The sequence below is a fragment of the Varibaculum massiliense genome, from assembly GCF_900106855.1.
Lineage (GTDB): Bacteria > Actinomycetota > Actinomycetes > Actinomycetales > Actinomycetaceae > Varibaculum > Varibaculum massiliense.
Genome location: NZ_FNWI01000004.1, coordinates 1,397,800 through 1,422,026, shown reverse-complemented (window position 1 = coordinate 1,422,026; position 24,227 = coordinate 1,397,800). Strand labels below are relative to the sequence as shown.

Below are 24,227 nucleotides of genomic sequence, written 5' to 3'. Positions count from 1 at the left end.
GCGTTACCCCACAGTTACCGCAGGTAAGGATTGCAAGCCGCGCCTCAACCTCTCTAAAAATACCCGCAGATAGCAAGCAGCGGGAAAAGGTTAGGGCAGCTGCGCAAACTGCTCCAAAAGTTCGGCGTCCCCGGAAACAATAATGATGTCATTAGCGTCCACGCGCGTTTGCGGAGAGGCATACTCGAAGGGTTCACCGGGAGAAAGCACCCCGATAACCGTAACCCCATACCGGGAGCGAGTATCCAGTTCCGCCAAAGTGAAACCGTGACAAGCCTTGGGCGGACGCATTTTCACTACCGAGAAGCCCTTGCGATCCATCTCGATATAATCCAACATCTTGCCACCCACCAGGTGAGCGGTGCGCACCCCGGCATCGTATTCCGGGTAAACCACGTGGTGAGCGCCGATTCGTTTCAGAATTGACCCATGCTCTAGGGAGGTAGCTTTAGCCCAGATAGATCCGATTCCCAAATCCACCAGATTCGCGGTAATCAGCACCGATGCCTCTAACGCAGTTCCTACCCCCACTACGGCTGCCTGGAAATCGGTGGCACCCAGCTGCTCGAGGGCCTCGGCACTGGTGGCATCGGCTTGCACCACCGGCAGACGCGACTGCCACTGGGTAACAATCCGCGGGGATTTTTCCACCGCCAAGACTTCTCGCTCTAGGCTCTCTAAAGAGGCAGCCACTGCCGAACCGAAACGCCCCAAACCGATAACCAGCACTCCAGATGCGCTAGAATCTCGCTTCGCCATCTGCGCTCCTCCTATTGTCCCCAGCTGTAGATAATCACGCGGTCAGCTTCCAGCCTACCGCGCTCGAATGTTTCCAAGGCTCGCCGCGCTAGAGTTAAGGCATGGCCAAGGTAAAAACTAGCTATCAATGTTCCGAGTGCGGGTGGCAATCCAGCAAATGGCTGGGGCAATGCCGCAACTGCAAAGCATGGGGCACCCTCGAAGAAACTATCCCCGCAGAAACCGCGGATACCTCCTCCCGAAATAAAATCGCGGGCAAAGCTCCCCAGAAAAAAGCCCTGCCCATCAAGGAAGTTGATATTGCTGACGCTAGATTTATCCCCACCGGAATCGGGGAACTTGACCGGGTACTCGGTGGCGGCCTAGTGGCCGGATCTGTGGTTTTATTGGCGGGCGAACCGGGGGTCGGCAAATCAACCCTACTTTTGGACGTTGCCGGAAAAATTGCTTCTAGCTGGGCAAACAAGTCGGTACTGTATGTAACGGGGGAGGAATCTGCTGCCCAAGTACGCCTGCGGGCAGAGCGGATTGACGCCCTGGCAGATAATTTATTGCTGGCTGCGGAAACCGAATTGGAAAACGTCCTGGGGCATATCGATCAATGCTCCCCTTCGCTGGTAATAGTTGACTCGGTACAAACTATTGCTTCTGAGCAGGTCAGCGGGCAAGCTGGGAATGTCACCCAGGTGCGTGCGGTCTGCTCGGCTTTAATCGAGGTAGCTAAAAGCCGCGGAATCCCGATCCTGCTAGTCGGACATGTAACCAAATCCGGGGGGATTGCCGGCCCGCGCGTCCTAGAACACCTAGTTGACGTGGTCACTCAGTTTGAGGGGGATCGCCACACCCGCCTACGCCTGCTGCGGGCGGTTAAGAACCGCTATGGCGCTACCGATGAAGTTGGTTGTTTTGAACTGGTAGAGCGGGGAATTATCGGCTTAGCTGACCCATCAGGTCTGTTTCTTTCGCAAACTTCCTCGCGGGTGCCCGGTACTTGCGTAACCGTGACCCTAGAGGGACGGCGCCCGATGCCTACCGAGATTCAAGCCTTAGTGTCTCCACTGGTGTCGGGGGGATCGGCGAGGCGTACCACCTCGGGACTGGATTATTCGCGGGTGGCTATGACCCTGGCGGTACTACAAGCCCGCTTGCGCCTCGCGCTATCTAACTGTGACGTTTATGTTTCCACCGTAGGGGGAGCCAAAACCAGCGAACCGGCAGTTGACCTGGCGGTGGCGTTAGCGATCACCAGTGCTGCCCAGTCGCGCCCTCCCCTAGAAAAAATGGTGGCTATCGGAGAAGTATCCCTGACCGGGGAAATCCGCGCCACCGTGGGGTGCGGGCGACGCTTATCCGAGGCGGCGCGGCTAGGTTTTCGCCACGCCCTAATTCCCCGCCTGGGAGCCGACGAAGTTACTGCCCCCAAAGGGATGACCTTGCATCCAGTCACTAACCTGGCTGAAGCAGTTATGATCGCCTTGCCCGAGGGAGAGGCTACTTCAAAGTAAAGACTTCTTTACCGTCGGTGATTTCTTTACCATTAAGCACCGGAATCGCCTGATAAGTTCCCGTCTGCGCCATATCGCCAGCCTTACATTTATCAACGATTTTCCCGTTCCAGGTAATCGTGGTGTTATATTCCATGCCGGTTCCTAGCAGCAAGGGCTGGGTGTCAACCTTTCCTTGGCATTTCCAAGATTCCCAAACGGTATCTTCGCCGGTAATAACTTTCACGCCCACCTTATCTATTGCGCCGTTCATGGTGCAGGGCTGATTACCCTTGGTGTTACGTAAAACTACTTTGAAATTAACTCCTGCCCCCACCTGGTTTTCCGCCTTTTCCGGCTCTAGCTTGTAGGCGATATTGCTCATTTTGCAGGCGGTTGGCTGGGTTACCAATTGTTCTTTACTTTGCTGCGCTTTGGCACGCTGCTGACTATCGTCTGCCGCCTGCATCCATGACCAGGCGAAACGAACTATCAGCACTACTAGGGAGATCAACACCGCCAAAACTAGCAAGGCTACTATCCGGCGTACCCAAAAAGTTGTCTGTGAGGGACGCGTATATTCGGAGCGGCGCTGGGGGTGGTCTGGACTCATGTCCTCAGGTTACCCCAGCCCTCTAGACAGAAGCCGGATTGGCACCCCCGGGAGCTGTTTTTCCGCCCGCCGGACCGTCCTCGCCATCGTCGATGATGCACCAAGATTCCACCAGCAACGCAATAACCAGTAGCAGCAAGTTAGCTAGGGATAAAGCGATAGTACTAGCGGCAAAGGAACCGGCCATTTCGGTATGACGTAGCTGGTAAACCAGGATTAACTGGGAGAGTAAGTATCCAATAAACAGTGCTGACCACACGGCTGCGGCTTGGGCTACCAGCGCCACCAGCGGGGCTTTAGCTAACTGTATCCAAGAGGATTTTCCATCCCGCAAACGTTTAACTGCCTGCCCGAAAATCCCTAAAACAACCGCCCCGCAAAACACCAGCAAGGTCAAGATGGGGCTGAATTGGAGGGGAGTGCCCCCCATTTTCACCGCCAGATCGCTAAGAAAATAGCCAGCCACCAGCGCTACTAGCGCCAGCACTAACAAGGTGAATTTTCGTAGTGGCCGCATGCTATCACTCGGAATCCTGCAGCGGATTAAAAGCCGCGGTGGGCTGATCGGTAGTATCGAGTTCCTTCTTTGATACCGGGATTGGTCCGGTGGTAGTAGGACGCAAAATGGAACGTCGCTCCACCTTAGGTTCTGGTTCGCTGTCATTAGCGGGGGAATCGGTAGCCGCCTGCAGCTGTTCTGCAGTAATCTCTAACGACTGCGGCAGAGGGGAATCTTCAAGAGTCGGGATTGGCCCCGTGACCAGGCGCCCCGCATGGCGACCACTGCCGTATTCGATGCCCTCTACCTCTTGCTCTGTAGTAACTACTTCCTCGGGGTCATCGGAAACGGCTTCCTCAGGCTCAAGCCTAGTTTCGCTTACTTGGTGTTCTTCGGCGGGTACAGATTGCCATTCCGGGCTGGGTAGTGCTGGCTCTTCACTGGCTTCACCTGCTGGTAACAGCGGAGCTACCGGGGCTTCCTGGTCGATTTTTTTGCCGGTAAAAAACGCTTTAATTCGTTTCCAGAGACTGGTTTTAGCTCTCTCTGCTACTGCAGCCGGCTCTGCTGGGAATTCCTGGTTAACTTCTGCTGGTAATCCCTCATCTAAAACCACTGCTTGTGGGGGTTCCTGGTTACCCATATTAGGTAGCGGCTGGGAACTTACAGGAAGAGGCGGAGCTGGAGCATAAGCGGGGGAAACCGGAAGGGATGGTACCTCCACCTGTCCATCTTCCTGTCCACCTGTGGTCTTTACGGTTTTCTCTTCAACTTGGGGAATTTGTCCGCTGGGATGGAGTTCGCGGGCATCGTCTAAAACACGCCGAGGTAGCGAAGGACGAGAAACCGCTGACCACCGTGGTAAAGGCATAGATCCCGTACCCACCTCAGTTTGTGAATGGCTATCGGATGTCCAATCGGGGTAAATCTCTTTTACTCCATCGCGATCTGGGGCATAGTCGGCTAAAACCACCACTTCGCCCGCGCCTGCAAGTTCGGCAGTGGGCGCCACCAGTGACCAAGGCAAGAGTACAAAAGCACGTTGGCTTGCCCTAGGATGCGGCAAGGTTAGCTGTTCATCCTCGCTGATAACACCCTGATAATCGATAATGTCCAGGTCGAGGGTGCGCGCCCCCCAATGCTCGCTTCTCTCCCGGCCATGCTCATCCTCTATTTCTTGTAGCAGTTGCAGCAGCTCAAGGGGAGAAAGCATAGTCGAAACGATTACTATCGCGTTCAAATAATCAGGTTGCTCTGCTTGTCCTTCTCCCAATACCGCTGCTGTGCGCACCAGCGGGGAGACTTCCACTACCCCTACTCCGCTGGTCTGGGAGAGCTGAGCGAGTACTTTCCGGAAAGTTTCACTGACCTCCCCAAGGTTTCCACCCATGGCGATTACTGCTTGTCGAGGAGAATCCGGGGTCTGTTCTAAAGGATTCTGAGATTCTTCCTGTGGACCTTCGCTAATATCTGCGGGACCCTGCGCATGAATCTCGTTTAAATCAAGGGCGGCTGTTTCTATCTGGGAAACTTCCGGTTCGGGTGGCAGATTCTCTAGGCCGCGCCAAATAGTTACCGCCACGTCCTCTTTTTCTATTCCCAACGGTGCCTGCGGTTTATGTAGACAAACTCGCACTGCCTTTACCCTAGCCAGCTGTAAAGTTTCTTCGGCGATCTGGGTGGCAACTTTTTCTAGCAGGTCGCAGGGCGGACCGGTAATAATCCGGCTAATCAGCTTGGATACCTGCGAGTAATCCACCGTGTCTGCGATCTGGTCACTGGCTCCCGCGTCCCGCAGATCCAGGTAAATATCCGCATCCACCAAGAAAAGCTGTCCATCTTCACGTTCGTGCTCAAGCATCCCGTGTAGTCCGCGTTCTTGAATCCCCACCAAGCTGATATGGTCGAGATATTCCAGACGTTGGCTGATTTCCTCTTGGCTTAGCGACATTTTGCTTCCCTCCACAATTGCCCCGCTACGACCGCGCTCAGCGAGGCCGCGACCTTATGTACTCGAACTGCCCAAACTCCTGCCTGCCCGCACAGCGCACTTACCGCCGTGGTGGCTGCTTCGCGCCGCCCAGTTCCCGCCTGCACCCCTGCGGGCAGGTGATTATCCCAGGCGGCAGGGACTGCCATCTCTAGGAAACGTTTACGGGAAGCCCCAATCAACAAGGGATACCCCAGTTTCGCCAGTTTATCGAGGTTCCCGAGCAGTTCCCAGGACTGCTGCGCGCTTTTAGCGAACCCTAAACCGGGATCTAAAATCAGGCGCTGCAGATTAACCCCGACCTTTTCACAGGCCTGAACGCGTTTCTTTAAACCCTCACAAACCCCACCGATTACGTCCCCACCATAATCACACAAGCTGTCCATGGTTTTGGGATTTCCCCGCATATGCTGGCAAATATAGTAGGCATCATTTTCCGCTACCACCGCCAGCATCTGCGGATCCATTATTCCCCCGGAAATATCGTTAATAATCTGCACTCCGGCGGCTATCCCCGCCTGAGCGGTTTCCGCGTTTACGGTATCTAAAGAAATAGGCAGGGGGCGCCGGGATGCTTTCAGGTAGCCGTGAATAACCGGCAATACTCGTTCTTGTTCTTGCGCGGGGCTTAGAGACTTGGCTCCGGGTCGGGTGGATTCACCCCCGATATCCAGAATATCGGCGCCCTCCGCTTCTAATTCGAGGGCGTGGGAAACCGCTTTTTCAGGGTCGAACCAGGCTCCCCCATCGGAAAAAGAATCTGGAGTGACGTTAACAATCCCCATGACTTTGGTACGTCCCGGCGTCAAGAGGCCAGGAATCTCCAGAATCTTCATGATTCTAGCCTACCTGTCATTAAACGAGCTTTGGGGCTGGAGACAGGCTGAAGCCATATTTCTCTTTCTTTTCCGATATTCGCAGCTACCTTGCCTCATCTAGTTTCCACGGATTAGCGAAAGTACTTCCGCTCGAGAACGCGGGTCTGAACGCATAGAACCGCGCAGCGCCGAGGTGGTGGTACGCGCCCCCGGTTTCTTAATGCCCCGCATGGACATACAAAGATGCTCGCCCTCGATAACTACTGCCGCTCCCTGCGGGTTAAGTTTTTCCATGAGCGCGTCTGCTACCTGTGCAGTCAGTCTTTCTTGCACCTGCAACCGGTGGGAAAATCCCTCTACCACCCGCGCCAGTTTCGATAGCCCGGTAATCCGACCATCACGGGGAATATAGGCTACGTGCGCCACTCCGAAAAACGGCAACAAGTGGTGTTCGCACAGGGAATAAAAAGGAATTCCCCGCACCATCACCATCTCGTCATCTTCCACCTGGAACTGTTTTTCTAAGGGCGCCGCGGGATCGGAGTGCATCCCCGACATTACTTCTTTCCAAGCTCTGCCCATACGTGCCGGGGTTTCCTGCAGTCCTTCCCGCTCGGGATCTTCGCCAATAGCCACCAGCAGGTCACGAATGGCCTGTTCAACCCCCAGTTGGTTATAACTCACCAGCTATTTACCTTCTACTTCCATATGCTCGGGAATCGGGGCAGTGGCCGGTTCTTGAGTTTGCTTAACCGGATGCCCGATTACAGCTCCCGGCACTGCCCCCTCTTTGCCGTACGACCAAACCTCCCGTTCGGGTTGCTTTTGCACCGGCTCAAAAATCTCCTTGAGCTCGTCTTCCAGTAAGGTTTCCTTTTCGATAAGGCGGGAAGCCAAATCATCGAGAATCCCTCGGTTGCGAGTAAGAATTTCCCAAGCCTCACGGTTGGCGTTATCTAGGAAGCTACGAACTTCTTCGTCAATGGTGCCTGCCACTGCCTCGGAATAGTTCCTGCTAGACAGACCATCGCGCCCTAGGAAGGGTTCACTATCGTCCTTGCCCAGCTTAACCGGCCCCACCTTATCGGACATTCCGAAATCGGTTACTAGGCGGCGAGCGGTAGCAGTCGCTTTTTCAATATCGTTGGAGGCTCCGGTGGAAGGATCCAGGAACACCAAATCTTCAGCTACCCGCCCTCCCATGGCATAGACCAGTTCGTCTAGCAGCTGGTTGCGAGTGCGCGAGTAGCGATCCTCGGTCGGCATCACCATGGTGTATCCCAGGGCACGCCCGCGCGGCAAAATCGTAACTTTGGTGACCGGATCGGTATAGCGCAAGGCAGCGGCACATAACGCGTGTCCGCCCTCATGATAGGCGGTGACCAGTTTGTCGTGGTCATTCATCACTCGGGTGCGTTTTTGCGGTCCCGCAATCACCCGGTCAATAGCTTCATCAACTGCCCGCATATCAATCAAATCGGCATTGGAACGAGCCGTGAGCAGTGCTGCCTCGTTAAGCACATTTTCCAGGTCAGCGCCGGTAAATCCGGGAGTGCGCTTCGCAATCTGTTCTAAATCCACATCGGTGGTCATCGGCTTGCCTTTGGCATGCACCTGCAAAATCGCTTTCCGTCCCTTAATGTCGGGGGCGTCCACGTTAATCTGCCGGTCAAATCGTCCCGGGCGCAGCAGTGCGGGATCAAGCACATCGGGACGGTTGGTGGCCGCAATCAAAATTACGTTAGTGTTCTCGTCAAACCCATCCATTTCTACCAGCAACTGGTTTAGGGTTTGTTCACGTTCATCGTTGCCGCCGCCCATACCGGTTCCGCGGTGGCGTCCCACCGCATCGATCTCGTCGACGAACACAATGGCGGGGGCAGATTCTTTTGCCTGTCCGAATAGGTCACGCACGCGGGAAGCACCTACGCCCACGAACATTTCTACGAATTCCGAACCGGAAAGGCTAAAGAAGGGAACTTTTGCTTCCCCAGCTACCGCCTTAGCCAGCAGGGTTTTACCTGTTCCTGGCGGACCACACAACAAAACTCCCTTGGGAATCCGAGCCCCCAGGTTATGGAATTTCGCGGGGTTCCCTAAAAATTCTTGGATTTCTCGCAGTTCTTCTACCGCTTCGTCGGCTCCCGCCACATCGGCAAAAGTAATCTTGGGGGCGCTGGCGTCAAACTTTTTAAATTTGGATTTGCCAAATCCCAGCATTCCCCCGCCCTGCATCCGGGACATTGCCCACCAGATAAGAGCGAAGAATAGCAGCAGGGGAATCATCATCTGTAAAAGGGCTGACCACCAGGAACCGGTGGGGAAAATCGAGTTATAGCCCTTCTTGAGATCCCCATCCTGGATGAGATCATTTATCTGCTCCGCCTGAGACTGCACGAAAGTAAAAGTGACTTCCTTAGCGCCACTCGGCGGAATCACCTGGGCATCTTTCCCCAAGTTTTTCGGGGTGTACTTTTTCGTTAGCTCTAGCTTTACCTGTTGGGTGCCGTCATTGACTATCGCCCGCTCTACAGTTTTCCCTTTGAGTAGCGCAATCCCCTCGGAGGTGTCAACTATGGTGGGTGCCATTATCAGGGAAATCGCCCAAAATGCGGCGATTATTAGAATCGCCGGGATTCCCCATTTGAGCCACAACTTCTGATTTTCTTTTTTCTTATTCGCCATTTATCGGTTTCATACCTTATTAGCCGGTGCCGCGTGGCGGCGTTATTTTATAAAGACAAGCCTAAACGGTTTGCCTCCTAATTGCTTATTCTGGTTGCCCTCAGCCAGATTTTACGCTTTCGGCGCAGCGTTTCCGCAACTGCCAAGGGGATTTCTATTGGTAAACGTGCGGGGCAAGGGTGCCTACGAATGGCAGATTCCGGTACTTTTCCGCATAATCCAGACCGTATCCCACCACGAAATCATTGGGAATATCGAATCCCACATATTTCACGTCAACTGCAACTTTCGCTGCCTCCGGTTTACGCAGTAGCGCCGCAATTTCTACCGAGGCCGCGCCCCGGGAACTCAGGTTACGGGTGAGCCAATCCAAAGTGAGACCGGAATCAATCACGTCCTCTACAATCAGCACGTCCCGTCCCCCTAAATCAGTATCCAGGTCTTTTAGGATTCGTACCACCCCGGAGGATTTGGTGGAAGCCCCGTAGGAGGACACCGCCATCCAATCGATTTCTAGGGGGGTATGAATGAGGCGAGATAGATCCGCCATCACCATCGTGGCGCCTTTTAGCACCCCTACCAGCAATATCTCACGTCCGCGATAATCGTGGTCGATTTGAGTTGCCATTTCCCCAAGTTTGTCTGCGATTTGCTGCTCGGTGATTAATACCCGCTCCAGCGCATCGCCCATATCGTTTGCATCCATTTTTCCAGTCTATCCCCTAGGCTCACGCCGGAAGCACAGTTCATAGCTTCCAGCTTCGCGGGTGCAATTTATCTTTCCCGGCAACTGGATTGGACCGGTACCTCGGCGCGCGGTAGCCAAGAAATCCACCGCATCTAGTTGTACTTTCCGCAGGTCTGAGGCTCGCGCTCCCGCCGCCAGTGCTGCCAGGCGCCACACTCGTTTGCGAATGGCTGCTGGCTGGGAAAGCAGCTGCCTAGTTTCCAGCCTCACTCCTTCGGGTTTTTCCCTTTTAACCTGCGTAAACCAGGATTCAGCTAAGGTGTCGAGAGCATCTAAATCTGCCTGCAAAAGGGCAGCAGTACGCGCCAGGGCAGGTCGCGGATCCATCCCTAAAGCCTTTTCGAGGGCGGGGAGTCCCTGATGACGCAAGGCGGCGCGACGCAGCGGAGATCCGTCCACGGCCTTAACCGGACCATCGGGATAATTCGAAGGGTCATCAATATAGGGCAGTCTCCACTCCTGGCAGGCAGCAACCGTGTCCTGGCGGGGCAACTCTAGGAGCGGTCGTAAATAGCCTGCCTGACTGCCTATTTGACTTTCGGACGCAACTTTTTCTTGAGTTTTTTCGTTCCTACCCCAGCTGCGCATTCCGGCAATCGAGCGCGGTCCACTGCCACGAATCAGCCCTAGCAGCACGGTTTCTGCCTGGTCGTCGCGGGTATGCCCCAGCAGGATAAACACTTCGGAGCCCAGCTTTCCGTAGCGGCTGGCTTCTGCGACTAATGCCCGGTAGCGTCCTTTGCGCGCCGCGCCTTCTTTACCGCCACCTGCTTCTTGACGGGATAGCTCCAATAGGGCGACCTGCCGGTAGCCTAATCCGGTAAGTATTTCTTGCACCCGCCTGGCTTGAGCGGCAGATTCTGGACGCCAGCCATGATCCACAGTAGCAGCAACTAATTTAAAGGTACGAGCGGGCGCCAGGCGTGCACATGCGGCGGCTAGCGCTAGGGAATCTGCCCCACCTGAACAGGCCACCAGCAAAGTCGCTCCGGGATAGGTTTGTTCAAGGTGCTTTAACTGTGCCAGAACAGCTCTTTCTAGCCGTCCCCCGGCGCCAGTGGTCGCTGCTGGATTCACAGACCCGCCAATCCGTCTACAAAATTATCGATGGCGGTCAGCGCAATCCCACCTGATCCTTCCTTAAAGGAATCGACAATCACGCAAAAGGTGAGAGTTCTACCAGATTTGGTAGTTACCAGACCGGTCAAAGACCTTGCTGCCTGCAAAGATCCGGTCTTGGCGCGTACATTCCCGGCTGCTGTTTTTCCCAAATAGCGATCATGCAAAGTGCCATCCAAAGCCCCCACTGGCAGCGAAGAAACCAACGGACGTAACTGCTGGTCACCACCGTGTGCAGCGCGCTGGGTTAACGAAGCCAACAGTTCGGGTTTAATTTTATTCTCGGTTGATAGCCCCGAACAGTCTTGGTTTTGGAAATCTGCCCCCTCTAACTTCATTTCCCCCAAAACTTTTTGCGCTACTTTTATTTCTCCGGGGAAGTTCGCGCCGGTTCCTGCTTTCACCGCTGACGCTCGGCAAAGCACTTCTGCCAGCATATTGTTAGATTCTTTCAGGGTGTCATGGGTAACTTCATGGAGGGTAGCGCTTTTTACCTGGGCTACTTTAGCGGCACCCTTGGGGGTTTCTGCCCGCGCGACCTCACCAACCTCGATGCCTTGTTCCTTGAGTCGTGCCGCGAATTCTTGGGCGGCGGCCAGCGCGGGATCTTCCACATATCCGTAGGTAAGCTCAGGATGCGCTAGTCCATTGCGAATTGCCAGCGGCACCGGTTTTGTTTCGTACTGAGTGTTTGCTTGCTCTACCCAGTTTGGTAGCTCAGCTTGTTCCCCAAAAACAGTTTCATCCAGAAAAAGCCGCACCGAAGTCAGTTTCTTTTGCTTTAGTTTATTCGCGGTTTCAGCAGCTAAATCCCCCAGTCCCGCATGCCCGGTAATAGCGGCAGAATCTCCGGCACCGGAGGACAGCAGCTGATCCCCGTTGCCTCGTAAATAGAGCTTTTCTCCCGCTAAGTGCGCAGAGGTAGTGAAACGGTACTGCGGCCCGAGGGTGTGTAGCGCGGTAGCGGCCGCCACCACTTTACTGGAGGAAGCGGGAGTCATCGCTTGTTCCCCATTTAATTGGGCGACGGTCTTCCCACTGACGGTGTCGATTACCACTGCCCCCACTCTGGCGCCAGTATTTACTGGGGGTTGTTCTATGTTTTGCTCATTCTGCCCCCCGGAAGAGGCTCCGCTTTGAGCTTGTTTTTCCAGTTCTGCGAGCAGATTTTGCACCTGGGTAGAGGTAACTTCTCTAGCACTTTTATCAATCCCTTTCGGGGCCGCAACTGCGGTTTCAGCTACTTCGAGTTGCACACCTTCCGGAAGGTCAACGGAGCGGTTTTCTAAAGTAAGAACCCCAGGCACCAGATTATAGGCGTCCATAACGCCGTACCCCACGCCTCCCAACAGTAAGCCAAGCAAAAGAATCAGCGGTAAAAGTACAGATTTTCGCATTTTTCCCCTCGCTGGCAGATTTTCCACGTATTCTTAAATATAAAACAGACGCCATGACTTCGGCGCTATTGATTTCGCTCCGATTGTCGCATACTTCGCCTGCCAAGGCGGGAAAGGGAACGGAAATGGAATTTGACGTTACTATCGAGATTCCGAAAGGCAACCGCAATAAGTACGAGGTTGACCATGGAACTGGTCGTATTCGGCTAGATCGAATGCTGTTTACTTCCACTCGTTATCCCGATGACTACGGCTTTATTGATGGCACTTTGGGCGAGGATGGAGATCCCCTAGATGCGCTGGTGGTTTTGGAAGAAAGCACTTTCCCCGGTTGTGTGATTCGCTGTCGCCCGCTGGGAATGTTCCGGATGCGGGATGAAAACGGTGGTGACGACAAGGTTCTCTGTGTTCCTGCTGGCGATCAGCGCGCCTCTTGGCGTACCGAAATTGAAGATATTTCGGAGTTCCATCGCCTGGAAATCCAGCACTTCTTCGAGGTCTATAAAGATTTGGAACCGGGCAAATCGGTGGAGGGTGCCCATTGGGTAGGGCGTAAAGAGGCTGAAGCCGAGATTCTCCGCTCGCGGGAACGTATGAAGGAATGGGAAGCAGAGAATGGCAAGAAGTATTTTGGTTTAGTTGCCGACTTCTTCGATGGGCAGATTACCGAATAGCTTTCTGTTTATTAAGCACGCGAGAAACACCAAAAATAGCTTTTAGTGAGCTATTTCACACTTAGGTGTTTCTCGCGTGTTTTACTTTAAAAGTTCAGCATTTCTCCACCAAAAACCGGGTTTCATTACCGAAACCTCATATTTCACCGCCCTGTTATACGTGTTGTTAATGTGAAAGTTGTTGTTAGAGGTGCAAAAGAGCGGTATTGTGGCACCTAGTCCGACTTATAACTCCCAAAGTCGCTCTAGGAGGAAAACTATGAACCCCCACATATATGCGGGAAGAAAAGCAGGAAGGCGCGCCCTGGTTATCTCGGCCAGTTTTGCGTTGGCAGCGTCTGCTTCTATATTTGCGCCGGCAGCATTCGCTTCACCAGCCGACGACAAGGTAAATGCCGCTAAAGCTGCAGAAAGCAACGCCGCGAACTCGGTAGCCGCCATTGAGGCGCAACTTGCTCAGGTGAATACCGAAACTCAAAATGCTCGGGATCTCGCAGAGAGCGCGGAAGCCAGCTATAACGACGCCATTTCTAACCTGGTAGTTGCCAAGCAGGCAGCAGAGAAAACCGCTCAGGATTCTAAGGATGCTCAAGAAAAGGTGGAGCAGGCACGCAAGGCTCTTGCCGGGCTGGCACGTACGGTTTACACCACCCAAGGATCACTGTCTTCGCTGACCCCTTACCTCAATGCCGATGGTCTGCAGACTGTGGAAATGAGAAAGGTATCCGTTGAACTATTTGGTTCCAAGGCTGACGCCCAGATGCGGACTTTTGACTCTATCTCTAAAGTGGCCGGGGTACTCCAGGAGCGTGCCAACACCGCCAAGGACGAAAAAGAGCAGGCAGCCCAAGAAGTCAAGGTGCAAAAAGATGCAGCCGACCAGCTAAAAGCCGAAGCAGAGAGCAAGTTGACACAGTTGAGCGCCCAGCGCGAGGAACTGGTTACGAAGCTAGCGGAGGCGCGAGGGGTAACTGAGCAGGCAGAAAAAGAGCGTCAAGAACAGATTGCTGCCGAAAAGAAGGCACGCGAGGAAGCCGCCGCACAGGCAGCTTTACGCGCCGCTACCCAAAGCGCTCAGCAGCGACCTGCTGCCCGTAGCCAGAGACGACCAGCCCAAGCTACACCACGTTCGCAAGCGCGTTCGCAAAGCCGGTCAAATTCTACGACTGCTAATACCAGCGGCTCCCGGGCAGCGGTGGTTGCCTATGCCAACCGGTTCTTAGGGGTTCCCTATGTATGGGGCGGCACCACCCCCGCGGGCTTTGACTGCTCCGGGTTGGTTCAGTACGTCTACCGGAACTCTGTCGGGATAAAGCTCCCCCGTGTTTCCCAGGCGCAAAGGAATGTCGGTACCCGGGTTTCTAGGGCGCAAGCTCTGCCAGGCGATATGGTGAACTACAACCACCACGTGGGGATTTACCTGGGCGACGGCTATATGATTCACGCCCCCAAGCCGCGTGACAAAGTAAGGATTGCCAAAGTCTACGGAAATCCGGTCTACGTCCGGGTGCTCTAAAAGAATCAATTACCCCCTGATAAATAACTGAAAATTGCAATGCCGGGCGGCGGCGCGGATGGATTTTCCCCGCGCCGCCGCCGTTTTTACTCCTTTTGTAAATAAAAATAATCCCAAAAGTTAACAAGACGATAACGATTTTGGGGTTGCCACTTCCCTTAAGCGCTTCTAACTGATACGGTATAAATGTTCATCGGAAACGTTTCCGATGAAGTGTGGGATCCCTACCCACACTTGTTAATCGATGGTCCAAAGGGGGACGTTAATGTCAAGGAAAACTCGTATTCTGGCAACTTTCGTTGCCAGCGCTTTTGCGTTGACCGGCTTGGCAGCCTGTTCTTCAGGCTCTGACGCTGGCGATGGCAAGGGCAAGGTTTATATGCTGAACTGGAAACCAGAACAGGAAAAAGCCTTCAAGAAAATTGCTGAAGCCTACACCAAAGACAAGGGTGTAGAAGTCAAAATTCAAACCGTGGGTTCTGGAAACTATGAACAGCAGCTAAAGTCGGAAGTTGCTAAATCTGACGCTCCCACCCTATTCAACGTGAACGGTCCAGTTGGTCTGAAGAGCTGGCAGAAATACACTGCTGACCTCACCGACACCAAGTTCGCCAAAGATCTAAATGATCCCAACCTGGCACTTAAGGGCGAAGACGGCAAGATTTACGGCGTGCCGCTGGCAGTAGAAGGTTACGGCATTGTCTACAACCAAGAAATCATGGACAAGTACTTCGCTATGCCGGGCGCCAAAGCTACCAAGATGGATGAAATCAATAACTTCGCCAAATTGAAAGAAGTTGTTGAAGATATGCAGGCGCATAAAGCTGACCTGGGAATTGATGGGGTGTTTGCCTCCACTTCGCTAGCTAAAGGTGAAGATTGGCGTTGGCAGACCCACCTGTCTAACATCCCCATGTACTACGAGTACCAGGACGACAAGGTAACCGATAAAGCCAAGGCAGAATTCAAGTACAATAAAGAGTTCAAGAATATTTTCGACCTCTACTTGGATAACTCCACTGTTGACCGCAAGCTAACTCCTAACAAGAACGTAGCCGACTCTATGGCTGAGTTTGCGCAGGGTAAAGCCGCTATGGTGCAGAACGGTAACTGGGCTTGGAGCCAGGTCGCCGAAGAGAAAGGCAACGTAGTTAAGGAAGACAAGATTAAGATGCTGCCTATCTACACCGGTCACAAGGGTGAAGAAAAGCAGGGTCTGTGCGTAGGTACCGAAGCCTTCATGGCGGTTAACGCTAAGGCCTCCGAGGCTGATCAGAAGGCCACCATTGATTTCATCAACTGGCTCTTCTCCGATCCCCAGGGCAAGAAGTTCGTGGTGGAAGACCTCGGCTTTATCGCCCCCTTCAAGGCTTTCTCTGCTGACGAGATTCCGAACGACCCGTTAGCCAAGGAAATTGCGGCTTCCATTAGCAACGACAAACTGGAAACTGTACCGTGGGTATTCACCACTTATCCGTCGCAGAAGTTTAAGGACGACTTTGGCCAGGATCTAGGACAGTACGCCATTGGCAACCTGGACTGGAACAAGGTAGTTAAGAACTTCCAAGACGGTTGGGCCGCCGAAAAGAAATAACTGAGAAATAACCTCGGTTAGATAAAAGAGGGCGAATGCCCTACAAGGGACAAGGTGGCAGATGGGAACCGCCCGGTTCTTATCTGCCACCTCCCCTTGCCAGCTATACATTCCCCGCCTTCAAAGGCACAACTAGTGGCAAATCAACTCGGTACCAGCTAGAATATCTTCAGTAAACCCAGTTTTTGCTAAAATCTTTTATCCACCGGTCAAAGGAAATGGATAGACAATGAAGTCGAATTTAAAATATTATTTTCCACTTTTTGTGCTGCCCACCTTGGCAGCCTTTCTGATCGCCTTTCTGATACCGTTCATCGTTGGTTTTTTCCTATCTTTTTGTGAATTCACCACTATCACCGATGCGACCTTTGTCGGAATCAAGAACTACACAGAAATTTTCAATTCTCGAGACACGTTTACCTCTGCGTTCCTATTCACCGTACTTGTGGTTGTCGTCTCCATCGTTACCGTAAATCTCTTTGCGTTCGCGATCGCCTGGGTACTAACTCGCAAACTACGCGGTACTAACTTTTTCCGTACTGTGTTCTTTATGCCGAACCTAATCGGCGGCATCGTTTTGGGTTACACCTGGCAAATTATTATCAACGCTTTTTTGCAGAACTATGGCGCGACCCTAGTTACAGACTGGAAATACGGCTACGCAGGATTAATTATTCTGATTAACTGGCAGTTAATCGGCTACATGATGATTATCTACATTGCCGGTCTGCAAAACGTTCCTCCAGAACTCACCGAGGCTGCAGAAATTGATGGAGCAGGCCGCTGGCAGGTATTGCGCAACGTCACCATTCCGATGGTTATGCCCTCCATTACTATCTGCCTCTTCCTAACCTTGTCGAACACTTTCAAAATGTTCGACCAGAACCTGGCGTTAACTGCCGGCGCACCCTCGGGGAAAACCGAGATGGTTGCCCTGAACATCGTTAACTCCATGTTTAACCAGGTAGGTATGGAAGGCGTTGGCCAAGCCAAAGCAGTTATCTTCGTAGTAGTCGTGGTGGCTATCGCCATGTTCCAGCTACGGACAACTCGTTCAAGGGAGATTGAAGCATGAGCACCGCTACTACCGCTGCCTCCGTGCAGCCTGTTGCTAAGCAAAAACCTGCTAAGGGTACCAAGGATTCCGGGGTCAACCCGATTGGCAAGATTATTTTATACATAATCTTAATTCTCTTGACCTGCGTGTTCCTTGGGCCAATCTTGTTCGTAGTTATGAACTCCTTCAAGTCGAAGTTCGAACTGTCGAACAATCCTTTCGGCTTACCTTGGGGAGATACTTTCGTAGGGCTTGAGAACTACGTAACTGGTCTGCAGCTTTCGAATTTCTTTAGTTCGATTCTGTGGTCGTTCGTAATCACTATCGGATCGGTAGCGATCATCGTGATGCTATGCGCGATGACTGCCTACTACATCACCAGGGTAAAGAGTTGGTGGACTAGCGCCTTGTACTACATTTTTGTATTCTCGATGGTGATTCCCTTCCAGATGGTTATGTTCCCCACGGTGCAGGTATCCAGCATCTTGGGTCTAGGTAATCCCCTGGGAATGATGGTGCTCTACCTGGGCTTCGGGGCAGGACTCAGCGTCTTTATGTTCGCTGGATTCGTGAAATCGATTCCGGTTGATATTGAAGAGGCGGCTACTATCGATGGATGCAACCCGGTACAAACCTATTTCCGGGTGGTACTGCCGATGCTCAAGCCCACGGCGATTACCGTAGCCATCCTTAACACCATGTGGGTGTGGAACGACTTCCTACTCCCCAACCTGGTCTTGGGGCCGGGCAGTGAATACCGCACCATCCCGATCGTGGTGCAGTTCCTGCTGGGCTCTAACGGTAACCGGGATATGGGCGCCCTCATGGCAATGCTGGTATTGGCGATTATCCCGATTGTTATCTTCTACATCTTCATGCAGAAGTACATTATCGAAGGTGTCGCCGCCGGCGCCGTCAAAGGCTAAAACCTTCACTCAGGGATTGGGGTGGAAGAAAAATACTTCCACCCCAATCCCTGCTATCGTTAACAGCCATAGAATACTTATTTGAATTAAGGATTTATTTCCATGTCGCATCCGTCGCCCGCCGTGACTATCCGGGACGTCGCTGCCGCCGCCCAGGTCGGGATTACCACCGTTTCACGCGCCCTCAATAATCAAAGCGAGATATCCCCCGCCACCCGGGAACGAATCCTCAAAATTGCCAAAGACCTGCACTACCAGCCCAATCGCCACGCTCAAACCCTGCGAGCTCAACACCTAAACAACATTGCCGTAGTAATGAAGGGTCCCTCGAACCCCTTCTTCCTGTCCCTTATCGACCCGATAGAACAAGCCATTCGCGCGCATGGTTACCAAATGTCACTGTTGCGGATTACCCATAAAGAGGACGAAGTAAATATCGGACGCGGAGCCTATCAAGATTCCGAAGCCGCCGGGGTACTTTTCTTGGGGGGAGAGGCACGCGAATCCACTGCTATTTTCAACAATTTTCCCCTCCCCTTCGTACTGTGCACCATCCCCCCTGCTCCCGCCTGGGATAGTTCCATTGCTGCCGTCAGCGTCGATGAAGCCCACGGAATTTCTCAAATCGTTTCACACCTCACCGGGCTAGGGCATCGTCAGATAGCTTTTCTTGGCCCCGACCAGGCAGAACGTTCAGTAGGAGCCATTCGAGAAAAAGCATTTATCTCCGCCCTGAAAACCCACGGGATTAGCGCTGATGAGCGTTTGATTGTTAGGGGTGGCGAAGGCGATGACCCCTATTCCTTCAGTTATGGATATGAGCTGGCACGCAGGTTACTGGCTCGGCAGGTACCTTTTACCGCAGTCGTGGCGATCAGTGATGTGATTGCTTTAGGCGCTCAAAAGGCGTTGATTGATGCGGGTCTAGAAATTCCGCACCAAGTGTCAGTAACCGGTTTTGACGGTATCCAGTTTGCCCGCTACACCAATCCCGCGCTAACCACCATTGAGCAACCTATTCACGAAATAGCTGAAAACTCCTGTCGCCTGCTATTTGCGAAATTAAAAAAGCAACCTCTGGAAAATCCGCAGGTACTATTGCAAGGCAAACTGCTAGTTGGTGAATCCACTGGTCCAGCTCCTCACATTTAGCCACCTCCAGCAGTTAGCGATAGTTTAGAGCTACTATGAACCGATTCTTCTCTCATTACGGATCATTTGCGACCGTGCTGACCTTAATCGCAGATGTGGCGATAGTCAGCGCCTTTATTACCGTCGCTTCCCTCCCGGTAATAACGATAGGGCCAGCTATAAGTGCTGGCTTTTATGTGCTTTTCCAGATTGTAAGGGAAGAGGGCTCCCGACCCGGTTTTACTTTTTGGCGGCGTTTTCGCGCTGACTTCCGGGGTGCTTTTGGCGGGGGAATTATATTATTCGCCCTGTTGCTAGTAGGCGCCTACCAGATACAACTAATCAAGCACTTGCCAGCCTCCCCCACTTGGCTGCTAATAATGCGCGCGGGAGTCCTGCTGGGAATGGCAGTGATAACTGCCGTGGGTATCTGGTTCTTTGCGTACACCTCTCAGTTCTCAGCCTCGTTTACCCAAACTTTGCGCAACGCCGCGTTGCTCGCCATCGGACACTTGCCACGTACCCTCGGCGCGTTGCTTTTCGCAATCCTGCCGCTAGTAGTCCTCTATCTGCGCCCCAGCCTCTTCTGGAGTGGCATAATCTTGATGCCTCTTTTCGGCACGGGATTCATTTTCTACCTGCAGGCATTGGTTCTAAACGCTCCCCTATCCGCCCTAAAAAATCCCGACCCCACCGACTAAGCCTTCAGATTCTACGTGTACAGCACTTGCGGCAGGTCTGGCTCGGTAAAAGCACTCCGGGGACCCCATGAGCTTCGCAAAGCTCAGCTCAAGCCCCTCTCGTATCTTTTACCGGCCGCGACCCTTGCGCCTGATACTTTTAAACGCGAGGTCTGAGTTTTCCCCGCATGCAAACCGCGACCCTTGCGCGCAATCCCAGTGAGCGCGGAGGCTATATTTGTCCGATCCGGCTAGGCGGGCGTAAAACTCGAAAAAGACCTGGTCTTTTTCGAGTTTTTGGGCGAGAGGATGAATATAGCCTCCGCGCGTTACCTCGAGAGCCTACGGTAGCCCGAAACACGCCGAAAGAGGCATCCAAGACTGGGAGGGGAATTACTTGGGGGCTCAGGCATCTTGCCTGAGCCCCCAAGTCCCTAGAACAGCTCGGTAGGGATCCGAGTTAGGGGAAAATACCTGGCATCCTCCCCTGAGAGCAGGACACCTCCCAAAACGTCCCGCCAGAGCGCCAACTTGCAAACGCTCGCCGCAATTATAGCACTAGCCAGCATAAATACTGAATACTTTTCTGGGGATTCCGTCGCTAATTTGTATCTTTTGCCTTTTGCTGCGCCTGTCGTTGCGCCAGGGCTTTGCGGGTAAGCACTTCCCCATTACCTTTGACGGGATCACCAAACCAGGCTTTGTAAAACTTGTAGAAATTCAGGTTTCCCGCCTGCGCACACTCGTGACTGAGCCCGGCGCGCGCGTCCTCGGAGACTAGATAGGGAGTGTAGTTATAGAGGGCGGCGGTCGTCCAGTTTTTGACGGTGATGTCCCCACTGTTACAGCGTGAATCCGGTCCAAACCCTAAAGTTACCGACTTTCCTGCCTGCACCAGGTACTGTTGGGGATCCGCCTGGTAACGGCGCAATTGGCGCGCCCCGTAATAAACCTGGGTACCAAAGCCAAAAAATTGGGGGTCGCAATGCTGGTGATCCGGGCAGGCATAGCCCATAGCGATTTGATAGCGGGTAGGAGTTAGACGCGTGGAGGAGGTGGTAATCAGTCCCTGTTCCTTTTGCAGAGTCACCAAAATAACCTTCGGATTAATCTGGCAACTGTGGGAAACCTGGGCAATGATTTCTCCGGCGTTAAGGTCTTGTCCGCCCTGTAGGGCTTGCGGGCAGTAGCGATCAGCATCCCGGGCAGCTAGCCGTCCTCGAAAATCTTTAAGACAAGGCACCTCTACCTGCTGACTGTCACTTCCTATAGCCGCCTTCGTTACGCCGGTATTCTCCGGCATTTCTTTCGCTTTTCCGGGGCGACATCCGTATCCCCAATCGGTAATAAATGCCTGGATTTGCCGGGCAGACAGAGAATCCCACCGAGTAAACTCCGCCTCGCTGATTATATTGGTGGCATCAAAACCCTCCGCGCTAACCGGCGGCATAGTAGGTTCAGGAGTGGGAGTAGCAACTTTTTCTGGTTTAATAAATCCATAAATCAGCATTGCTACCAGGGAAATCACTGCCAGCAGGATTACCAGTATCACCAGTGCTGCCAGGCGGCGCAAGCGGTATTTACGGGCAGTGTTAATCACCTTTCTATTATCGCTACATTGCTGTTCCCAGGGCAAAGAAAGTTAAACATTCTTCAGCCTGCAAGCTCTGTACCCCACTGCGCCAGATGCAAGGGTTGGCGGCTTTCGCTAGACTATAAGGGCGTCGGACCGTTTAGCCCCGGGCTCCAAAAATTGCCGCTACGAGCGGCCTCAGCGCCGACTGGCGCTTCTCGGTCCGGCGTTTCCCCTCTGCCCCCTAAAACCCTTAACGCTCACAAGGTTGCACCCGACCTCGAGAGCTATGTCTGCTAAAGCCGTAAGCACCCTAGCTCTCAAAAAGTTCCTCACACCCGCCCGATTGTAGGGCGATAGTCCGCCCTCGAAAGTGTTATAGGTTTTCCAACGGCAATTACGCACGTTAAGTGGACTTTTGCAGCGCAGGCAAGCCGACCCAGCTACGGCACTAAAGTCCCACATCTCCTATTGTCAACGCCCACTGTTTTAGCAGATAGGCACAGATTTTTTCTTTGCTTAGGTAAACGTATAAAGAATTTTATGTTACGGAGAAAAGTTGGATAACCTTGGAACGGATAGTTCTTCGCCAAGGAGGCACCGATGCTGTTCAATAAGAAACGGAAGACAGAAGATTTCTTCGACCTGTTCACCAAAGCGGCACAGAACCTAGATGCCGCCTCCGAATTATTGCTGAGAATCACCCAGGTTGACTCTTTCGAGGAACGCAAGGAGCTACGCGCCCAACTCCACGATTTAGAGCATAACTCGGACGAAATTACTCACCGCACCATGAGTATGCTGAACGCCACCTTTGTTACCCCCATGGATCGGGAGGACATCTCCCTGCTAACCGGAGCGTTAGATGATTGCATGGACGGGATTGATGAGGCAGGGGATTTAATCGTCCTCTACGAGATTCAGGACATTCCCCGGCGGCTGGAAAAACAGGCAAAAATCTTACGGGAGTGCGCCCAGGAAACTGCGATTGCCATCCCGAAGCTGCGGGGAGGGCGCGACCTCAAAGACTTTACGGTACATATCAACAGCTTGGAAAACAAAGGCGATAAACAGTATCGAAAGATGCTGGCCGAGGTATTCACCTCGGAAACTGACCCGATTTACGTCATCAAGATTAAAGATGTCATTGAGTCCTTAGAGACCGCCTGCGATTCCTTTGAGACCTTGGCCAATGCGGTTGAGGCTATCTACATCAAGGAGTCGTAACCCGTGGACACCACCATGGCCTTGGTGATTGCGGTAGTCACCATTGCGTTGATTTTCGATTTCACCAACGGCTTTCACGATGCCGCCAACGCCATCGCCACCTGTGTTTCTACCCGCTCTATGCGCCCTAAATCTGCTCTATTAATGGCAGCTATCATGAACGTGATTGGGGCGATGCTGGGTACCGGGGTAGCACAAACCATTGGTAACGGGATTATCGATATTTCCCATTTTACTGATTCCACCTTAGAGGCAGATCGTCAGCACGGGCTGGTAATCATTTTGGCTGCCCTGGTGGGGGCGATTATCTGGAACATTATTACCTGGTATTTCGGCTTGCCCTCTTCTTCCTCTCACGCCCTGATTGGCGGCATGGCGGGTGTGGGACTAGCAGCTGCTATTACCGTGCAATGGATGGGGATTGTTAGTCACGTGCTGATTCCTATGGTGGTTTCTCCCCTACTGGGATTCTTTACCGCCTATTTCGTGATGCGCTTCTTACTTTCCGCGCTGAAAAGAGCTTCCTATCACCGCACTATGAATAATTTCCGGTTTATGCAGCGTTTCTCGGCGGCGGCGATGGCGCTCGGTCACGGCTTGCAGGATGCGCAAAAGACCATGGGGATTATTACTATGGCGCTGCTAGCTGCCGGCTATCACGCCACCGACGCTGATGGATCTATGCAGATTCCCTTATGGGTGAAACTGGCTGCTGCCGGCGCTATTTCCGTAGGCACCTATTTTGGCGGTGGACGGATTATGCACACCCTGGGGTCGAAAGTTATTGACGTTACTCCCGCTCATGGCTTCGTTGCGGAAACTACTTCCGCCTCGATTCTCTACATCACCGCGTTCCTCTGGCACGCCCCGATTTCTACAACCCAATCGGTTTCCTCCGCGATTATGGGGGTAGGAGCCACCAAGCGGCTATCTGCAGTGCGCTGGGGAGTAGCCGGCAATATTGCTATCGCGTGGATTCTAACCTTGCCGGGCGCGGGTCTGATTGGCGCCCTCAGCTATTTCTTTGTTCACGCCATCTTCCCCTATTAGGGGTTAAAGTGGAAGCAATGACTACTTTCACTTTCCCCCGCCTGAGTACGCGCCGGGCGCTCTCTGGTCTCCTCGCTCTCCTTAGCCTAGGGGCTTTAAGTGGCTGTTCCTCGCAACCGATTGCGACTTCCCAGCTGGAAGTTGGCGATTGTTTTAATATGTCCGAGGAGGTGCTCACCGGTGCTCAACCCGCCGGGCAAGTTGAGCGAGTTGATTGTACTCACCCGCATAACTCCCAGGTGGTGGGAATAAAAAAGCTGTCGGGAAGTACCTACCCGGGACAAAAGCAACTCTATGATTTGGCGCTTAAACAGTGTGCACGCGATTTCAAATCCTTCGTAGGGATTAGTTATCGTGATTCTAAGTGGGATTTGTATCCGCTATCCCCTACGGAAACCAGTTGGAAAGACAAGAAGGAACGCAAACTCACCTGTGTGGCGCTAACTATTCCTGAACAAAATTCCTCCCTGAAAGACTCGGAACAATAGCTGCCCAAATCTTTTGACATATTTTGCCTAGCATATAATTCATGCCTTAAGAGTTATTTCTTCCCGACTCTTGTCTGCAAAATACGGGCGCATACATCCAGGATTTACGTCCTAATAAGGTGTACCTTACAATGGATAGGGTAAATGCTCAGGTAAACATAAGTTTTTCTATTATTGCTCACGGATGTTTGAGGGGATT

22 protein-coding genes are annotated in these 24,227 nt (G+C 52.9%); 11 read left to right on the top strand and 11 right to left on the bottom strand.

Translation table 11 applies throughout. The annotated features are described in order from the left end of the window. Window positions 1–90 precede the first annotated feature (90 nt). Window positions 91–759 (bottom strand): potassium channel family protein, encoded by a 669-nt coding sequence (locus BQ5456_RS06345; protein WP_071129251.1) that lies wholly within the window; start codon window positions 757–759, stop codon window positions 91–93. A gap of 101 nt (window positions 760–860) precedes the next feature. Between BQ5456_RS06345 and radA the strand changes: the two genes are divergently transcribed. Next, window positions 861–2,264, top strand: a complete 1,404-nt coding sequence (gene radA, locus BQ5456_RS06340; protein WP_071129250.1) for a DNA repair protein RadA — start codon at window positions 861–863, stop codon at window positions 2,262–2,264. Here the strand turns inward: radA and BQ5456_RS06335 are convergent. From BQ5456_RS06335 to dacB, 9 genes are all read right to left on the bottom strand, one after another. Continuing rightward, window positions 2,251–2,856, bottom strand: coding sequence for a hypothetical protein (locus BQ5456_RS06335; protein ID WP_071129249.1), 606 nt, complete (start codon window positions 2,854–2,856; stop codon window positions 2,251–2,253). The two genes, radA and BQ5456_RS06335, sit on opposite strands and share 14 nt — an antisense overlap. A gap of 22 nt (window positions 2,857–2,878) precedes the next feature. Further along, window positions 2,879–3,373, bottom strand: a complete 495-nt coding sequence (locus BQ5456_RS06330) for a DUF3180 family protein (RefSeq protein ID WP_159428772.1) — start codon at window positions 3,371–3,373, stop codon at window positions 2,879–2,881. Window positions 3,374–3,377: 4 nt separating this feature from the next. After that, window positions 3,378–5,306 carry a 2-amino-4-hydroxy-6-hydroxymethyldihydropteridine diphosphokinase gene (folK, locus tag BQ5456_RS06325; protein ID WP_071129247.1) on the bottom strand — a complete coding sequence of 643 codons (1,929 nt, stop codon included), beginning with the start codon at window positions 5,304–5,306 and terminating at the stop codon, window positions 3,378–3,380. Beyond that, entirely contained in the window at window positions 5,297–6,181 is an 885-nt protein-coding gene (gene folP, locus BQ5456_RS06320) for a dihydropteroate synthase (protein ID WP_071129246.1), read from the bottom strand. The genes folK and folP overlap by 10 nt, the downstream gene beginning before the upstream one ends. Before the next feature lie 99 nt (window positions 6,182–6,280). Then, window positions 6,281–6,847: a GTP cyclohydrolase I FolE gene (gene folE, locus BQ5456_RS06315; RefSeq protein WP_071129245.1), complete on the bottom strand. Its 567-nt coding sequence runs from the start codon at window positions 6,845–6,847 to the stop codon at window positions 6,281–6,283. Window positions 6,848–6,850: 3 nt separating this feature from the next. Continuing rightward, a complete protein-coding gene (gene ftsH, locus BQ5456_RS06310) occupies window positions 6,851–8,848 on the bottom strand; it encodes an ATP-dependent zinc metalloprotease FtsH (RefSeq protein ID WP_071129244.1) in 1,998 nt (665 codons plus the stop codon). A gap of 154 nt (window positions 8,849–9,002) precedes the next feature. Continuing rightward, window positions 9,003–9,554, bottom strand: a complete 552-nt coding sequence (gene hpt / locus BQ5456_RS06305) for a hypoxanthine phosphoribosyltransferase (RefSeq protein WP_071129243.1) — start codon at window positions 9,552–9,554, stop codon at window positions 9,003–9,005. Between the two features lie 9 nt (window positions 9,555–9,563). Next, a complete protein-coding gene (tilS, locus tag BQ5456_RS06300; protein WP_159428771.1) occupies window positions 9,564–10,673 on the bottom strand; it encodes a tRNA lysidine(34) synthetase TilS in 1,110 nt (369 codons plus the stop codon). Beyond that, on the bottom strand, window positions 10,670–12,112 hold the full coding sequence (gene dacB, locus BQ5456_RS06295) for a D-alanyl-D-alanine carboxypeptidase/D-alanyl-D-alanine endopeptidase (protein ID WP_071129241.1): 1,443 nt from the start codon (window positions 12,110–12,112) through the stop codon (window positions 10,670–10,672). Before dacB ends, tilS begins: the two co-directional genes overlap by 4 nt. A gap of 125 nt (window positions 12,113–12,237) precedes the next feature. Between dacB and BQ5456_RS06290 the strand changes: the two genes are divergently transcribed. The 7 genes from BQ5456_RS06290 to BQ5456_RS06260 all read left to right on the top strand — a co-directional run bounded on the left by BQ5456_RS06290 (window position 12,238) and on the right by BQ5456_RS06260 (window position 19,711). Beyond that, window positions 12,238–12,786 (top strand): inorganic diphosphatase, encoded by a 549-nt coding sequence (locus BQ5456_RS06290; RefSeq protein ID WP_071129240.1) that lies wholly within the window; start codon window positions 12,238–12,240, stop codon window positions 12,784–12,786. 259 nt (window positions 12,787–13,045) lie between these two features. Beyond that, window positions 13,046–14,302 carry a C40 family peptidase gene (locus BQ5456_RS06285; RefSeq protein ID WP_071129239.1) on the top strand — a complete coding sequence of 419 codons (1,257 nt, stop codon included), beginning with the start codon at window positions 13,046–13,048 and terminating at the stop codon, window positions 14,300–14,302. A gap of 265 nt (window positions 14,303–14,567) precedes the next feature. Then, entirely contained in the window at window positions 14,568–15,896 is a 1,329-nt protein-coding gene (locus BQ5456_RS06280; RefSeq protein WP_071129238.1) for an ABC transporter substrate-binding protein, read from the top strand. A 229-nt stretch (window positions 15,897–16,125) separates the two neighbouring features. Then, on the top strand, window positions 16,126–16,971 hold the full coding sequence (locus tag BQ5456_RS06275) for a carbohydrate ABC transporter permease (RefSeq protein WP_071129237.1): 846 nt from the start codon (window positions 16,126–16,128) through the stop codon (window positions 16,969–16,971). Further along, a complete protein-coding gene (locus BQ5456_RS06270; protein ID WP_071129236.1) occupies window positions 16,968–17,879 on the top strand; it encodes a carbohydrate ABC transporter permease in 912 nt (303 codons plus the stop codon). Before BQ5456_RS06275 ends, BQ5456_RS06270 begins: the two co-directional genes overlap by 4 nt. Window positions 17,880–17,981: 102 nt before the next feature. Next, window positions 17,982–19,031: a LacI family DNA-binding transcriptional regulator gene (locus BQ5456_RS06265; RefSeq protein ID WP_071129235.1), complete on the top strand. Its 1,050-nt coding sequence runs from the start codon at window positions 17,982–17,984 to the stop codon at window positions 19,029–19,031. Between the two features lie 35 nt (window positions 19,032–19,066). After that, a complete protein-coding gene (locus tag BQ5456_RS06260; protein WP_071129234.1) occupies window positions 19,067–19,711 on the top strand; it encodes a MusI family membrane protein in 645 nt (214 codons plus the stop codon). A gap of 580 nt (window positions 19,712–20,291) precedes the next feature. On the opposite strand, the gene BQ5456_RS06255 is transcribed toward BQ5456_RS06260, so the two are convergent. Then, on the bottom strand, window positions 20,292–21,290 hold the full coding sequence (locus BQ5456_RS06255; protein WP_071129233.1) for a hypothetical protein: 999 nt from the start codon (window positions 21,288–21,290) through the stop codon (window positions 20,292–20,294). A gap of 576 nt (window positions 21,291–21,866) precedes the next feature. On the opposite strand from BQ5456_RS06255, the gene BQ5456_RS06250 reads away from it, so the two are divergent. From BQ5456_RS06250 to BQ5456_RS06240, 3 genes are read left to right on the top strand one after another with little or no spacing between them, the layout of a single operon-like run. Next, window positions 21,867–22,490 carry a DUF47 domain-containing protein gene (locus BQ5456_RS06250; RefSeq protein ID WP_071129232.1) on the top strand — a complete coding sequence of 208 codons (624 nt, stop codon included), beginning with the start codon at window positions 21,867–21,869 and terminating at the stop codon, window positions 22,488–22,490. A gap of 3 nt (window positions 22,491–22,493) precedes the next feature. Beyond that, on the top strand, window positions 22,494–23,540 hold the full coding sequence (locus BQ5456_RS06245; protein WP_071129231.1) for an inorganic phosphate transporter: 1,047 nt from the start codon (window positions 22,494–22,496) through the stop codon (window positions 23,538–23,540). A 17-nt stretch (window positions 23,541–23,557) separates the two neighbouring features. After that, entirely contained in the window at window positions 23,558–24,028 is a 471-nt protein-coding gene (locus tag BQ5456_RS06240) for a septum formation family protein (RefSeq protein WP_071129230.1), read from the top strand. Window positions 24,029–24,227 lie beyond the last annotated feature (199 nt).

What these genes read in the sequence shown, in the direction of transcription:
- BQ5456_RS06345 (WP_071129251.1), bottom strand. Translation starts at nt 759, where the DNA reads ATGGCGAAGCGAGATTCTAGCGCATCTGGAGTGCTGGTTATCGGTTTG.
- radA (WP_071129250.1), top strand. Translation starts at nt 861, where the DNA reads ATGGCCAAGGTAAAAACTAGCTATCAATGTTCCGAGTGCGGGTGGCAA.
- BQ5456_RS06335 (WP_071129249.1), bottom strand. Translation starts at nt 2,856, where the DNA reads ATGAGTCCAGACCACCCCCAGCGCCGCTCCGAATATACGCGTCCCTCA.
- BQ5456_RS06330 (WP_159428772.1), bottom strand. Translation starts at nt 3,373, where the DNA reads ATGCGGCCACTACGAAAATTCACCTTGTTAGTGCTGGCGCTAGTAGCG.
- folK (WP_071129247.1), bottom strand. Translation starts at nt 5,306, where the DNA reads ATGTCGCTAAGCCAAGAGGAAATCAGCCAACGTCTGGAATATCTCGAC.
- folP (WP_071129246.1), bottom strand. Translation starts at nt 6,181, where the DNA reads ATGAAGATTCTGGAGATTCCTGGCCTCTTGACGCCGGGACGTACCAAA.
- ftsH (WP_071129244.1), bottom strand. Translation starts at nt 8,848, where the DNA reads ATGGCGAATAAGAAAAAAGAAAATCAGAAGTTGTGGCTCAAATGGGGA.
- hpt (WP_071129243.1), bottom strand. Translation starts at nt 9,554, where the DNA reads ATGGATGCAAACGATATGGGCGATGCGCTGGAGCGGGTATTAATCACC.
- dacB (WP_071129241.1), bottom strand. Translation starts at nt 12,112, where the DNA reads ATGCGAAAATCTGTACTTTTACCGCTGATTCTTTTGCTTGGCTTACTG.
- BQ5456_RS06290 (WP_071129240.1), top strand. Translation starts at nt 12,238, where the DNA reads ATGGAATTTGACGTTACTATCGAGATTCCGAAAGGCAACCGCAATAAG.
- BQ5456_RS06285 (WP_071129239.1), top strand. Translation starts at nt 13,046, where the DNA reads ATGAACCCCCACATATATGCGGGAAGAAAAGCAGGAAGGCGCGCCCTG.
- BQ5456_RS06280 (WP_071129238.1), top strand. Translation starts at nt 14,568, where the DNA reads ATGTCAAGGAAAACTCGTATTCTGGCAACTTTCGTTGCCAGCGCTTTT.
- BQ5456_RS06275 (WP_071129237.1), top strand. Translation starts at nt 16,126, where the DNA reads ATGAAGTCGAATTTAAAATATTATTTTCCACTTTTTGTGCTGCCCACC.
- BQ5456_RS06270 (WP_071129236.1), top strand. Translation starts at nt 16,968, where the DNA reads ATGAGCACCGCTACTACCGCTGCCTCCGTGCAGCCTGTTGCTAAGCAA.
- BQ5456_RS06265 (WP_071129235.1), top strand. Translation starts at nt 17,982, where the DNA reads ATGTCGCATCCGTCGCCCGCCGTGACTATCCGGGACGTCGCTGCCGCC.
- BQ5456_RS06260 (WP_071129234.1), top strand. Translation starts at nt 19,067, where the DNA reads ATGAACCGATTCTTCTCTCATTACGGATCATTTGCGACCGTGCTGACC.
- BQ5456_RS06250 (WP_071129232.1), top strand. Translation starts at nt 21,867, where the DNA reads ATGCTGTTCAATAAGAAACGGAAGACAGAAGATTTCTTCGACCTGTTC.
- BQ5456_RS06240 (WP_071129230.1), top strand. Translation starts at nt 23,558, where the DNA reads ATGACTACTTTCACTTTCCCCCGCCTGAGTACGCGCCGGGCGCTCTCT.